The organism is Halorhabdus salina, assembly GCF_013839425.1.
Lineage (GTDB): Archaea > Halobacteriota > Halobacteria > Halobacteriales > Haloarculaceae > Halorhabdus > Halorhabdus salina.
In genome coordinates, this window is record NZ_JACDNP010000002.1 from 287,510 (window position 1) to 299,961 (window position 12,452).

A 12,452-nucleotide genomic window follows, 5' to 3' on the forward strand; every position below is an offset into this window, starting at 1 on the left:
CAGTCCGTATGAGTGATGATTTCGATCTGAACGCACCTGAATTGACCCCCGAGGACCTGCTCGTCCTCGAGGACCCGCGATTCGACGCCGACAGCGTCGCTTTGGTGACTGGCGCAGCCTCGGGCATCGGCCAGGCGACAGCGGTCGCACTCGCGGCAAACGGCCTGACAGTCGTCGGGGCCGACGTAGACGAAGCCGGCCTCGCCGAGACCGGCGACCTGATTGCCGACTTCGATCTCCCGGGTCCGTACCACCCCGTCGAAACTGATCTGACTGACGACGATGACGTCGATGCGGTCGTCGAGGCCGCCGCCGAGGCCGGTGACCTGCGCTACGTCGCCAACATCGCGGGGATGCAACACATCGATACGATCGCGGAGTTCCCGATGGACAAGTACGACCTCCTGACGGACATCATGTTGCGCGCGCCGTTCTACACCGCAAAGCGCGCCATGCCACACATCCAAGACACGGATGACAGCGTCGGTGCCATCGCAAACATGTCCTCAGTCCACGGCCACTACGCCACCCAGGCCAAGCCGGCCTACATTACCGCCAAACACGGGTTGACTGGCCTGACGCGGGCGATCGCCGCCGAGGGCGGGGGCACGCTCCGGGGCTTTTCGGTCTCGGTCGGCTACGTCCTGACACCATTGATGGTCAACCAGATCCAGGACACCGCCGCAGAGCGCGGGATTAGCGAGCAGGAGGTCGTCGAGGACGTGATGCTTGGCCAAGCCCGCACGAAGGAGATGATGACGCCTGCCGACGTGGCGAACCTGTTCGTCTTTGGCTTTTCGAGCCACGCCAGCCACCTCAACGGCGGCGATCTGTTGTTCGACGGCGGCTACACCCACACCTATGAATGAGCGGACTGTAGGACAGACTACAGATGTGTGAGACGACAAACGTGGCCATCGCCTGCCAGGGCGGCGGCAGCCACACGGCCTTTACCGCGGGCGTCTTAGAGGAGTTGCTGCTCGAATGCGACTGGGAGGATGAGTTCGAACTCGTTGGAATCAGCGGAGCCTCCGGCGGGGCGTTCAACGCCTTAGCGGCCTGGTACGGCCTCGTGACCGACGGTCCGGAGCGGGCGGCCGATCTCGTGGACGCCGTCTGGGACGACCTCGCGGCCAGCGAGTACAGCGATCGCATGCTCAACTCCTGGCTGACGAGCGTCAACAAACTCGCCGCCAGCGGCTTCCCGCTCCCGCAGGTCAGCCCCTATCAGGTCCCCGGCAAGGAAATCGGGAAGGAACGCATCAGAGAGGTTCTGGAAGCCCACATCGACTTCGAGGCGATTCCCGACTACTGCCGGCTGAATACGCCCGAGTTGGTCGTGGGCACGGTCAACGTCAACGCCGGCGTCTTCGAGACGTTCGTCGACGAGGACGTCACGGTCGAGGCCATCCTCGCGTCGGCTGCCGTCCCCAACGCCTTCGAGGCCGTCGAGATCCACGGCCACTACCACTGGGACGGCCTCTTTTCCCAGAACCCACCTGTGGGCGACATGATGCACCAGCCACCGGAGCGCAAACCGGACGAACTCTGGATTATCCAGATCAACCCCCAGGAATTTACGGGCGAACCCACGAGTTTAGAGGCGATTGCCGACCGGCGCAACGAGCTCTCGGGCAACATCTCGCTGAACCAGGAACTGGGGTTCATCGAGCAGATCAACGACTGGGTCGAGGACGGCAAACTCCCGGCCGAGGAGTTCTCGAAGACCGATATCTACCGGATCGAGATGGGAAGAGACTATCACTGTTCGACGAAACTCGACCGCGATCCCGACTTCATCGCCGAGTTGATCGACCTCGGTCGCGAGCAGGGTGCTGACGTTCTCGCCGAACGGTGATGCTCGATATCTCAATGATCCGGGCCGGACGATTGTGACATCTTTGTCTGCCGAAGTGATTGTGGAATGTATTTTCCAGCAGGATATTTCAATAGCTCCCCCGATCGTTTAAAACAGAGAACGCGGCCAGCGGGCGTATGCACGATGGCATCCACGTCGTTGCCGGGGAGTGTACGACTACCTTCGACGGCTCGCGTGTCCGCGAGCACGAGCAGCGCGGTCAAGTCCTAGTCGTCGTCAAGCCCGACAACACCGTGTTGGTCCACGACGCCGACGGCTATCAGCCGATTGCCTGGCTCACCCGCGCCGAGACAGTGACGATCGACGGTACACACCTCGTTGCCAGCGACGGGGACCAGCGTCTCGAAGTCACTATTCACGACGAAACGGCGAGCGGTCGCTACCCCGCAAGCGCTGCCGGAACGCCAGTGGGCGAGTGCCCGGACTGTGGCGATGCGCTCGTCCGGGTCGCCGACGCGGTGGTCTGTACCGGGTGTGACGCCCGGTTTGGGATCCCGGGGGACGCCGAAGTTCTCGACACAGACTGCGATTGTGGCCACCCGCGAATGGGCGTCGAACGGGGCCGGGCGTTCGAGGTCTGTGTCGATCGGGACTGTGAATCGATGGACGAGGCCGTCACCGAGGTCTTCGACCGCGAGTGGGACTGTCCGAACTGCGAGGGCGACCTCCGGATCCTTCGCCGGGGCGGGCTGTTGGCGGGATGTGAACACTACCCCGACTGTGACACCGGCTTTGCGTTCCCGGCCGGCGTCGTGGTCGGGGAGTGTGACTGTGGACTCCCGTTGTTCGAGACCGCCGGCGGGAAGCGCTGTCTGGATGCAACCTGTGAAGCCTGGCACACTCCCGAGCAAGCGGCACCGACGAACTCCTGATCACCGACGGAGGACCGTAGCCCCTTTGGCCCCGCGTTAGAACCTCAGTACATGGAACTGGTCCTCGAAGACGGCGTCGTCCGTGGCAACGGCGCGGCCCGCGAGCAGTTTTACGACTCGCGAGGGTACGGCCGGCCGGTCGCGGAGGGACTCGAACTGGCTCCCGTCGAGGCAGCCCATCTTCTGTATCGGGGTGACGTCGTGTCCATACAGGACGCGATGAACGGAGATGCCCTTGATTTCCGGGCGCTACTCTCTTCGGCTGCTGTCTCCGAGATCGATTTTCTCGTTTACAAGGATCTGCGGGACCGTGGGTTCTACCTCTCGCCGGCACGGGAGGGCTGGGTCGAGGATCCTGCCGGTGTGGATTTCGTCGTCTATCCTCGCGGGAACGGTCCCTGGGACGACGAGGTGGCCTATCGTATGCGAGCCATCAGCGAGCGGACGGCCGTTTCGGCGGCGTCGCTCGGCGAGGGTGTCCTGGCGGTCGTCGACGAGGAATCGGCGATCACGTATCTCGAAACCGATCACCCGGCGATTGAAGGCAGCTCCGACATCGACCCCCCAACGGGTGTCGCTGCCGACCTGCTCGGTGATCGGGTTCTGGTCTGGGAACCCCCGTCGAGGCTCTACCACGAGGGGTTCTACGGACAACCGCTCGACGACGACACAGGCAAGCCGCTACAGCTTTCGCTGGTCGAGGCCGCATCCCTGGCCGGGCGTGACGTCCTCGATGTCGCCGGGGGCGAGGACGCGATCGTCGAGTGTGGCCGTGACGTCGAAGGGGAACGATTTGACCGCCGACTGGCAGTCTACCGCACTCTCCGCGAACGCGGCGTCGTGCCCAAGACGGGCTACAAGTTCGGCGCGGATTTCCGGACCTACGCCGACGTCGATAACGTTGACTCACTCGGCCACTCCGAGTTACTCCTTCGAGTGTTGCCCGCCGAGCACGCCTTCACACCACGGGATATTGCGCTGGACGTGCGCCTCGCTCACGGCGTCCGCAAGCGGATGGTGTTCGCGCTGGTCGCGGCCAGTCACGGCGAAGAGACCCGGATCGAGTGGCTCGAAGTCGGCCGACTGACGCCGTGAGGGATGGAAAACCATTAAAGCCTCCTGGTGGAGACGTACGCACATGGCGTCCACTTCCCCCGACGTTCGCCGCTGGCATCCCTGGGAAGTGGACAGTGTCGCCGTCGCCGGCTGGCGGGCCTAACTCGTCGCCCGGCGGGCGATGCTCCCTCCGCTTTCTCGGCCCGGCTTCACGCAGTAATCACCTAAGATACGACAGCAATGACGCGAGACACACACCCCGACGACGAATCGACTGACAGCCAGCAGGAAGGAGTGACGGCCCCGCATCTCCGCACTGACGGCGGCCCAGCCGCCGGCCCAGACGACACGACGCTTGACCCGTGGGGCTCCTCGACGGTCGCTGATTACCGGAATCTCTTCGAGGAGTTCGGCATCGAGGCGTTCGACGAACTACTCGCCGAAGTGCCCGATCCGCACTATCTGATGCGCCGGGGCGTCATCTTCGGCCACCGGGATTACCGGCCGGTCGCCCGCGCGATGCGCAACGGTGAGCCCTTCGCGGTGCTCTCCGGGTTCATGCCCACTGGGGACCCCCACATCGGTCACAAACTCGTCTTCGACGAGATCATCTGGCATCAACAGCAGGGCGGAGACGCCTACGGCCTGATCGCCGATCTGGAGGCTCACGCCGCCCGCGGGCTCACCTGGGACGAGATCGACGAACACGCCCGGGATTACATCCTCTCGCTGCTCGCGCTGGGCTTTGATCCCGAGGAAGGGACGCTCTACCGGCAATCAGAGAACCGAGAACTGCAGGATCTGGCCTTTGAACTCGGCGCGGAGGCACGCTTCGCCGAATTCGAGGGGATCTACGGCTTCGACGGCGAGACCGACGTCAGCCACATGCAAAGCGTCGTCACGCAGATCGGTGACATCCTCTACCCCCAACTCGAAGAGCCAAAGCCGACGGTCATCCCTGTCGGCCCCGACCAGGACCCCCACATGCGACTCGCGCGGGACGTGGCCGCCCGGATGCGGTACTTCGGCGTCACCGAGGCCTATGCCTCCTTCGAGACTGACGACGACGAGCGCGAACTGCTTGCCGAGGCCTACGAGACCCTTTCCGAACAGCATCCTGACCAGACCGTCCGGTGTGGCGACGCCGCCACGTACCTCGACAACGAGCGGGATCGCGACGCGAACGACCCCGACGCGATGACCATCGATCGGGTTATCACGATGCTCCGGGAGGCTGGCAAGGAACCCCTCCGACCCCGGGTTCGGTTCCTCGATCGAAACGCCACCGAGACGGCCTTCGAAGGGCTGATCGAGGCCATCGACGGCGAGAAGCGCGTCTACGACGAACACATCGACGCCTTCGAACTGGACCACGCCGACGCCGAGGAACTCGCCCGCGAGGTCGAACTCGAACACGGCGGCTACGGCTTCCTGGCCCCATCGTCGATCTATCACCGCTTCATGACAGGCCTCACTGGCGGGAAGATGTCCTCTTCCGTTCCGGCGAGTCACATCAGCCTGCTCGACGAGTCCGAGGAGGGCTACGACAAGGTCAAAGCGGCGACGACCGGGGGCCGGGAGACGGCCGACGAACAGCGCGAAAAGGGCGGCAAACCGGACGAGTGCCCGGTCTACGAGCTGTACGCCTACCTGCTTGCGGGCGACGACGACGAACTCGCGACCGAGGTCTACGAGGAGTGTGCCGGCGGCGAGCGGCTCTGTGGCGGCTGTAAGGAACAGGCCGCCGAACTGATGGCACAGTTCCTCGAGGACCACCAGGAGAAACGCGACGAATGGGCTGATCGGCTGGACGAACTCGACATTTCGTTTGATTCGGATCGCAAGCGGTGACGGCCCGTAGCGGCGGTGGCCATCGAGTTCGAACCACGCACTGACTGTCGGGTGCCCGGACGCCCGAGTACCGCGACGAAACGAGGATAGCGATTTAGCGCCGTGTAGATAATTATTGAATATGGATGGTTCGGTTCGGATGCTTCACGTCGACGACGATCCCCACTTCGCCGAGGTCGTCGCCGAGTTACTGAGAAATCACAGCGCTCGCTTCGACGTGGTGATCGAGTCGGACCTGGAGGCCGTTCTCGGTCAGTTGTCGACCGAATCGTTCGATTGTGTCGTCAGTGACTACCAGATGCCCAGGATCGACGGCCTGCAGTTGCTAGACCGGGTTCGGTCGGCCTATCCAAATCTCCCGTTCGTCCTGTTTACAGGTAAGGGCAGCGAGGAGATCGCCAGTGAGGCAATCGCCGCCGGCGTCACTGATTACGTCCAGAAGGGGACGGGCACCGAACGGGTGGCGATCCTGGCCAACCGGATCGAGAACGCGGTCGAGCAGCGACGCGTCGAACAGCGATTGCAGGACAGCGAACGATCGGTACGCCGCAAGGATCGGATGCTGGAGGCCATTCTCGAACACGTCCCGATCCACGTCTACGCCAAGGACGAACAGGCCCGCCACACCTGGATCAGCGACTACGGCCTGGGTAATCCCGAGCAAATCGGCAAGACGGACGCCGAGTACTTCGACGCCGAGTGGGCCGAGGAAACCACCCGCGAAGAACGCGAACTCATCGAGACAGGCGAGCCGATCATCGACCAGGAACGCTACGATCCGGAGCGGGACGTGTGGGTCCGGAACACGAAAATCCCCTGGCGCGACGAGGACGGCGAGGTGACGGGCCTGATCGGGGCGAGCTGGGACGTGACTGAGCAAAAACAGACCCAACAGGAGCGCGCCGCTATCGCCAGTTGGTCGAGGCACTCCGGACCGCTGTCTCTCACGAGATGCGAAATCCGCTCCAGCTGGCGGCCGGCCGCCTGGAACTGGTCGGTGAAGACCGTGAGAGCGAGCATCTCTCGACGGTGGCACAGGCCCACGACTCTCTGGGAACGCTCATCGAGCAGACAGCTGCACTCGCAGAAGCCGGTGAGCCGGTCGGAGCGACGACGACCGTTGCCGTCGGGGATGGCGCGCGACGAAGCTAGAGTGGAATCAATGGGGCGGGGTCGCTGGTCGTCGACGGCGATCACACGATCGAGGCCGAAACAAGTCGATTCGATCAACTTCTCGAGGAACTACTGAGAAACGCCGTGGTGCACGGCGGCCAGGAACCGACAGTGACTGTCCGGAAGACCGACCGGGACTTTGCCGTGACCGACGATGGGCCGGGACTGCCAGAGATAGACCACGATCGGGTGTTCGATGTCGGATTCACGACCGAGCTGGACCGAGACGGCTACGGACTCGCGATTGCCCGGACGATCGCCGAGGCACACGGCTGGTCGATCACTATTGGCGAGGGGAGCGACGGCGGTACTCGAGTCGACGTACGGACGCAAGCCGACGGGTGAAATCCGGCTGTCCTCGCCCAGTGCCCTCGGGCCGTCGCTCGCGTGGAACGACTTGCTTAAGATTCAGGCCCCCCAGGCGTGGGTATGGCGCCGTCGCTCGATCCGGAGCAACTCGACCGCTACTCCCGACAGATCGTCCTCGAATCGGTCGGCCCGGACGGTCAGGACCGACTGCTCGATAGCGCTGTGCTGGTCGTCGGCGTCGGCGGACTGGGCTCGCCAGTCATCCAGTACCTTGCGGCCGCCGGTATCGGCCGACTGGGGCTGGTCGATGGCGACGTCGTCGAGCGATCGAACCTCCAGCGACAGATCATCCACGGGATCGACGACGTCGGACGGCCGAAAGTCGACAGTGGCGCGGAATTCGTCGCCGATCTCAACCCCAACGTCACGGTCGAGACCGATGAGACGGCACTTTCGGCCGAGAATGCCACGGAGCTGATTGAGGGCTACGACGTGGTCGTCGACGCCACGGACAACTTTCCGGCACGCTTTCTGGTCAACGACGCCTGCACGCTTACGGGCACGCCGTTCGTCCACGGGGCAGTCTATCGCTTCGAAGGGCAGGTCACGACCTTCGACGGGACCGGGCCCTGCTATCGATGTCTGTTCCCGTCGGCACCACCGGAAGATGCGATCCCCGACTGTGCGACTGCCGGCGTCCTCGGCGTCGTACCGGGGACGATCGGGACGATCCAGGCGACCGAGACCATCAAGCACCTGCTGGAGATCGGCGAGTCCCTCAATGGCCGGGTGCTCCATTACGACGCGAAGACGATGGACGTCGAGTCCGTCCCGCTGAAAGCCCGCCCGGAGTGTCCGATCTGTGGTGACCAGCCGGCCGTCGACTCGATTCAGGCGATCACCTACGAAGGCGACTGTGCGATCCCGGAGTGAGTGGCGAGTACTATCAGAACTGAGTCTCACGAACCTGTCTCGGTATCGGCCACTGAGTCGATTTCGACCGGCACTCCGCGATAAGTATCACGACCGATATTCAGACAGATACGCTTTTGGGTTCGTTGCCACGAGTTTTGAGTGAACCGATGGTATCGTCAGTGAGACACCGTATTCCGATCAGGCTCGAACGCCCCGGCTACGTCGAGTTGGTGTTCTCGATTGTGATTATCTGGGGCTTTGCGGACGTGGTTTCGACGCTCCTCGCAGCGGCCACTCTCGGCTCGGTCGCCGCCGAGGCCAACCCCTGGATCAGAGTACTGCTGGCGACCGAACCGCTGGCAGTGATCGCCCTGAAAGGGGCGGTCGTGCTGTACGTCGGCGTCGTGTTGCTCGTCTGTCGGGACCTGATCGAGCAGGTTCCAGGCTGGCGCATCTGGTTTCTGGGCGTGATCGCAGTGGGAACAGCCGTCGTCTGCCAGAATCTCTCGGTGGTCGCGGCGACGATCTAAGTCAAAATCCGAATTGGTCGCGAACGCGGTCCAGGAGCGATGCGGACTGATCGTCCGTCTCCGGCCCGATCACGCCCTCGTCGGGGACGATGATCGTCCGGCCGTCGTCTTCCTCGGTGGCTTCGATCAGGTCGTCGGCTTTGAGGTCGGCCAGGGCCGTTTCCAGGCGGTCGATATCGACCGCGGCACGCGACCGAATCTCGAAGACAGTCATGCCGTCCTCAGCGCGTTCGGCAAGCGCATCGAGTACCGCGACCTCCGTCTCGTCACGCTTGCGGTACTCCGGCTTGACTTGCATAGCTCTCTGTTCGAGGCGATAGGACTTACGCTTGTTCCCGCCGAGGCCGAACAGGGAGCACAGAGACCGATCGACAGCGTCCTCGTTCGAAGGAGTATCGACAACTCTGCCAAGCAGTACGCTTTTAACCGATAGGCGGCGACTTCATGGCAATGGGTATCAAGTGTTCGCTGTTCGGACACGCGTTCGGTGAGGCAGCCGTCGAGCGCGAGCGCGAAGAGCAAGGGAGCGAAGTCGTCAGTACGATCCGGGAAGTCGAGACGTGCGAGCGCTGTGGTGAAACGCGCGTCGTCTCCGAGAACAAGGAAGTAACGACCGTCGAAACGCCTGACGACGTCGCGTTGGGAGAGACTGACCCCGAAGCAGAGGTAGACACCGAAGACGCGACCGAGGGCGGGTCCGAAATCGTCGACGCAGAAGCGGGTGAACCCCTCGAAACCGGCGATTCCGGGGGCGAAGAGACAGCCGTCGAACCGCCGACGTCGGCGGCCGAAGACGACGGTGTCATCCTCGAAGACGACGAAACCGAGCAAGCAGGTCGGGAACCGGGAGAGTGGCCCGAGGAAGACACGGATGGACCAGAAACCGAACCGCCGGTAGACCTGGAACCACCAGAAGAAGAGCTGTCCGTCCCAGCCGAGTCGTCCCCGGTCGACGACCACACGGAGTCAACAGACTCGGCCGTCTGGTCGGAGACGGCCCCTGATCTGGACGGGGAACAGTCCAGTGAGACAACAGTTACCGTCCCGGACGGGCAGTTCCAGTGTAGCGAGTGTGAGTTTAGCACCCCGGTCGAATCCTCGTCACTCCGAGCGGGCGATTATTGTCCAAAGTGCCACCGGGGCACGCTCGTCCACGAGGCTGAGTGATCGTACCGACGCGAAAAGGGTAAACCCCCGCTTCACGAACGGACCTCCATGCGCGAGTACAAGATGCGACGGGGCGAATATCTCGAAGAGCGCGTCCCGGATATGCGGGCGAAAGTCGAAGAGTTTTTCGGCCCCATCGCCGGCACTGAACCGTACAACGACACGGAGTTGCTCATCGTCGAGGATCCGGATAATCCCGTCTTCGAGCGAGTAACGGTCGGGACTGTCCCCTTCGACAGCAAGAAAGACAAGCTCGCACTCGACATCGAAGAACGACCCGCCGAGGAAGTCATCGCTGCGGGCGATGTCGAAGCCGCCGAAGAGGCTGTCGCGATCAAAAATGACTTCCTCGAGGAGTCAACCGGTCGTGACGCGAAAGCACGCCGGGATTCGATGAAGCGAGACGTCGAAGACGACGCTGACGCACCCGACGACATCTCGTAATCTACCGGCCGAGGCGTTCGCGACTGATCGCGACCCCCGATGGGGAGATGATCAATTGGTCGTCGTCTTTCTGGACGATGTCGCCGCCAACCTCGTTGGCGACCTGTTTGAGTTCGTCGCTGATATGTTCCATCGTCCGATCTTTGGTCGTATGGCGCGTGATATCAGCGATTACGATATCACCGTCGTAGACCGCATCCTTAATCTCGATAACGTCCTGTTTCTCGCCGATCCGGGCGATCCGTACCTCTCGCTGGGCGGTTTCTGCTGTCGTGTCGACGTCTGCGGCGTCGAGTTCTGCGTAATCGTCTGTCCGCCGAGAGGTGCCAGTGCCGCCGAGAATCTTGCTCATCAGTCCCATAGGCGTGTGAGCGGCCGGAACGGGTTTAGGCTTTACGTCAGACACACCGGCAGGACACGCAAGCCGTCCAGCTGCATCCACGTTAGCTGATAGCAGGCGCCAAGCCCCTACCCTCGAGGAGACGTTCGAGAATCGAAGATTCTCGTGATCCCAGAACTCACCGAGTGCTGGTGTGGGAACGAATCACGAAGTGATTTGTCAACGCCGGCATCGTCTGCTTATGCGACTTGCTCCGGGACGGTCCGGAACGCCTGGCTTCGATCAGCGTCCTCGTCAGTGTCGCCGACCGCACTGGCGGCGTAGAACGCCGTCTCCGGATCGCCGGTGCGTCGCCAGTGGTAATAGGTCTTGGCGACGAGCCACAGCCGCCGAGTTTTCGACAGTGAGGCGTCCTCGTTCAAGACGTCGTACTCGATAGCCCTGATCCGCCGATGGTGTTCAGCATAGAGGACCGCCGAAAGCAGGACGGCGAACTGTGCGTCCGACGGCAAATACCTGATCCCCGCGACGCCGTGGCGGTACAGCGACTCTGTCCGGGTGAGGGCGGTCCGGATCGCCCCAGCGACGTCCTCGTCCATCTCGCCACGACGGAGCTGTTCCTCGGTGACGTCGAAGCGCTCTAAAGTCTCCCGGGGAAGGTACACCCGGTCGTACTCACAGATGTCCTCCCGGACGTCACGGACGAAGTTCGTCAACTGGAAGGCTTCGGCCAGCGACCGGGCGTGAGGGTCGGCACGGTCGCGTTCGGTCACATCCATGACCGTCATCATCATATTGCCAACGGCGGCAGCCGACCCACGCATGTACTCGGTCAGTTCCTCGTAGGTCTCGTATCGGGCTTTCTCGATATCTTGCTCCATTGCATCGACGAACACGTCTATCTCGTCGGGGTCAAATCCGTTGCGCTCGGCCAGCGTCCGAAACGCGTCGAGGACCTCCTGCTCGTCTGCCGAGAGCTCCGAGGTATCCACTATCTCACCTTTCGCCGCGGCTCGAATTGCGTTCAGTTTGCGCCGCTGCTCGTCGACAGGCGGGGGATCCTCCTGGTCGACGACCTCGTCTGCGATCCGGAAGAACGCATACAGTACGTACGTCGCTTCTCGGGTCTGATTTGGCAACAGCCTCGTCGCGACGTAAAACGTCGTTCCGGTGCGGCGATGAATCGCTTTACTGGTTGTGATAGGTTCCGGTGACATCGAGATCTATCGTGACAGTGACGGTATTAGCATCCGTCGTTTGTAAGGGTACCGACAGTCCCAATTTGATACTTATGTCGTCGTACGTTATTTGGCCGAGTATCAGTATAAACAGCATACCCAACCAGTTTGGGGACGCCGTCCAGTCTGGCACTGCCTGACGGAACTGGACAGTTGCGTCTCCGTCAAGAAAGCCATTGGCACCGAACAGTATCGACGCCCGGTTTCGCCGCGACTCACGACGAATCGTCGACCTGGGGCGGATTGAGAAACAGCCCATCGAACAGCACCGCCCCAGTGAGGACGGAAGCAAAAACCATCGCCACGTGGGTCGGTACCGATACGACGACGCTCAACAGCGCAGCCATGAAGAACACCAGCGGAACGGTGGCGAGATATAAATCGTACCGGGAGGCCGGACCGATTGGTCCCTGGGTGACGATCCAACTCCGGGGAGAGTCACTCACAGCCATCTGTGTCCACCTCGTATACGAGTACACACGGTCTCCTCTAAAAGATTCTGTAAGACTTCAAACAAACACACTCGAAATGCTTCTGAGGGTTCCATGGAGGCCACGCTAATGTGATAAAGATATATTAGAATCTATCTCATAACTTATCGAGGTATTATCTCTCCTGTCCTCTCTGTAGCGCCGTCAAATAGTCGACTGCTGTCCACGGATTGGGGAAGGAAGACAG

At 62.2% G+C, this 12,452-nt stretch carries 15 protein-coding genes; 11 read left to right on the plus strand and 4 right to left on the minus strand.

Annotation, left to right across the window (positions count from 1 at the left end; genetic code table 11):
* Positions 1 to 8: 8 nt before the first annotated feature.
* The 9 genes from HZR20_RS04090 (at position 9) to HZR20_RS04130 (ending at position 8,585) form a co-directional block, all read left to right on the plus strand.
* A complete protein-coding gene (locus HZR20_RS04090; protein WP_181685314.1) occupies positions 9 to 869 on the plus strand; it encodes an SDR family oxidoreductase in 861 nt (286 codons plus the stop codon).
* Between the two features lie 23 nt (positions 870 to 892).
* Positions 893 to 1,858 carry a patatin-like phospholipase family protein gene (locus tag HZR20_RS04095; protein WP_181685315.1) on the plus strand — a complete coding sequence of 322 codons (966 nt, stop codon included), beginning with the start codon at positions 893 to 895 and terminating at the stop codon, positions 1,856 to 1,858.
* 137 nt (positions 1,859 to 1,995) lie between these two features.
* A complete protein-coding gene (locus tag HZR20_RS04100) occupies positions 1,996 to 2,751 on the plus strand; it encodes an endonuclease NucS domain-containing protein (protein WP_181685316.1) in 756 nt (251 codons plus the stop codon).
* Between the two features lie 51 nt (positions 2,752 to 2,802).
* The gene (endA, locus tag HZR20_RS04105) at positions 2,803 to 3,846 is read left to right on the plus strand and encodes a tRNA-intron lyase (protein WP_181685317.1); all 1,044 of its coding nucleotides are present in this window, start codon (positions 2,803 to 2,805) and stop codon (positions 3,844 to 3,846) included.
* 201 nt (positions 3,847 to 4,047) lie between these two features.
* Positions 4,048 to 5,658 (plus strand): tryptophan--tRNA ligase, encoded by a 1,611-nt coding sequence (locus tag HZR20_RS04110; RefSeq protein ID WP_181685318.1) that lies wholly within the window; start codon positions 4,048 to 4,050, stop codon positions 5,656 to 5,658.
* Positions 5,659 to 5,779: 121 nt separating this feature from the next.
* The gene (locus tag HZR20_RS04115) at positions 5,780 to 6,907 is read left to right on the plus strand and encodes a response regulator (protein ID WP_181685319.1); all 1,128 of its coding nucleotides are present in this window, start codon (positions 5,780 to 5,782) and stop codon (positions 6,905 to 6,907) included.
* An 11-nt stretch (positions 6,908 to 6,918) separates the two neighbouring features.
* The gene (locus tag HZR20_RS04120; RefSeq protein WP_309484893.1) at positions 6,919 to 7,176 is read left to right on the plus strand and encodes a sensor histidine kinase; all 258 of its coding nucleotides are present in this window, start codon (positions 6,919 to 6,921) and stop codon (positions 7,174 to 7,176) included.
* 84 nt (positions 7,177 to 7,260) lie between these two features.
* Positions 7,261 to 8,073: a HesA/MoeB/ThiF family protein gene (locus tag HZR20_RS04125; protein ID WP_181685320.1), complete on the plus strand. Its 813-nt coding sequence runs from the start codon at positions 7,261 to 7,263 to the stop codon at positions 8,071 to 8,073.
* A 149-nt stretch (positions 8,074 to 8,222) separates the two neighbouring features.
* The gene (locus HZR20_RS04130) at positions 8,223 to 8,585 is read left to right on the plus strand and encodes a DUF5658 family protein (RefSeq protein WP_258560336.1); all 363 of its coding nucleotides are present in this window, start codon (positions 8,223 to 8,225) and stop codon (positions 8,583 to 8,585) included.
* 1 nt (position 8,586) lies between these two features.
* Here HZR20_RS04130 and HZR20_RS04135 read toward each other — a convergent pair whose 3' ends face one another.
* Positions 8,587 to 8,883, minus strand: coding sequence for a DUF6432 family protein (locus HZR20_RS04135; RefSeq protein ID WP_181685322.1), 297 nt, complete (start codon positions 8,881 to 8,883; stop codon positions 8,587 to 8,589).
* 152 nt (positions 8,884 to 9,035) lie between these two features.
* Between HZR20_RS04135 and HZR20_RS04140 the strand changes: the two genes are divergently transcribed.
* Together HZR20_RS04140 and HZR20_RS04145 are read left to right on the plus strand one after the other, a co-directional pair.
* On the plus strand, positions 9,036 to 9,752 hold the full coding sequence (locus HZR20_RS04140) for a DUF7093 family protein (protein ID WP_181685323.1): 717 nt from the start codon (positions 9,036 to 9,038) through the stop codon (positions 9,750 to 9,752).
* Positions 9,753 to 9,800: 48 nt separating this feature from the next.
* Positions 9,801 to 10,196, plus strand: a complete 396-nt coding sequence (locus HZR20_RS04145; protein ID WP_181685324.1) for a DUF5611 family protein — start codon at positions 9,801 to 9,803, stop codon at positions 10,194 to 10,196.
* Position 10,197: 1 nt separating this feature from the next.
* Here HZR20_RS04145 and HZR20_RS04150 read toward each other — a convergent pair whose 3' ends face one another.
* The 3 genes from HZR20_RS04150 to HZR20_RS04160 all read right to left on the minus strand — a co-directional run bounded on the left by HZR20_RS04150 (position 10,198) and on the right by HZR20_RS04160 (position 12,226).
* Positions 10,198 to 10,557: a cell division protein SepF gene (locus HZR20_RS04150; protein ID WP_181685325.1), complete on the minus strand. Its 360-nt coding sequence runs from the start codon at positions 10,555 to 10,557 to the stop codon at positions 10,198 to 10,200.
* Positions 10,558 to 10,775: 218 nt separating this feature from the next.
* A complete protein-coding gene (locus tag HZR20_RS04155) occupies positions 10,776 to 11,753 on the minus strand; it encodes a phytoene/squalene synthase family protein (RefSeq protein ID WP_181685326.1) in 978 nt (325 codons plus the stop codon).
* Positions 11,754 to 11,989: 236 nt separating this feature from the next.
* On the minus strand, positions 11,990 to 12,226 hold the full coding sequence (locus HZR20_RS04160; protein WP_181685327.1) for a hypothetical protein: 237 nt from the start codon (positions 12,224 to 12,226) through the stop codon (positions 11,990 to 11,992).
* Positions 12,227 to 12,452 lie beyond the last annotated feature (226 nt).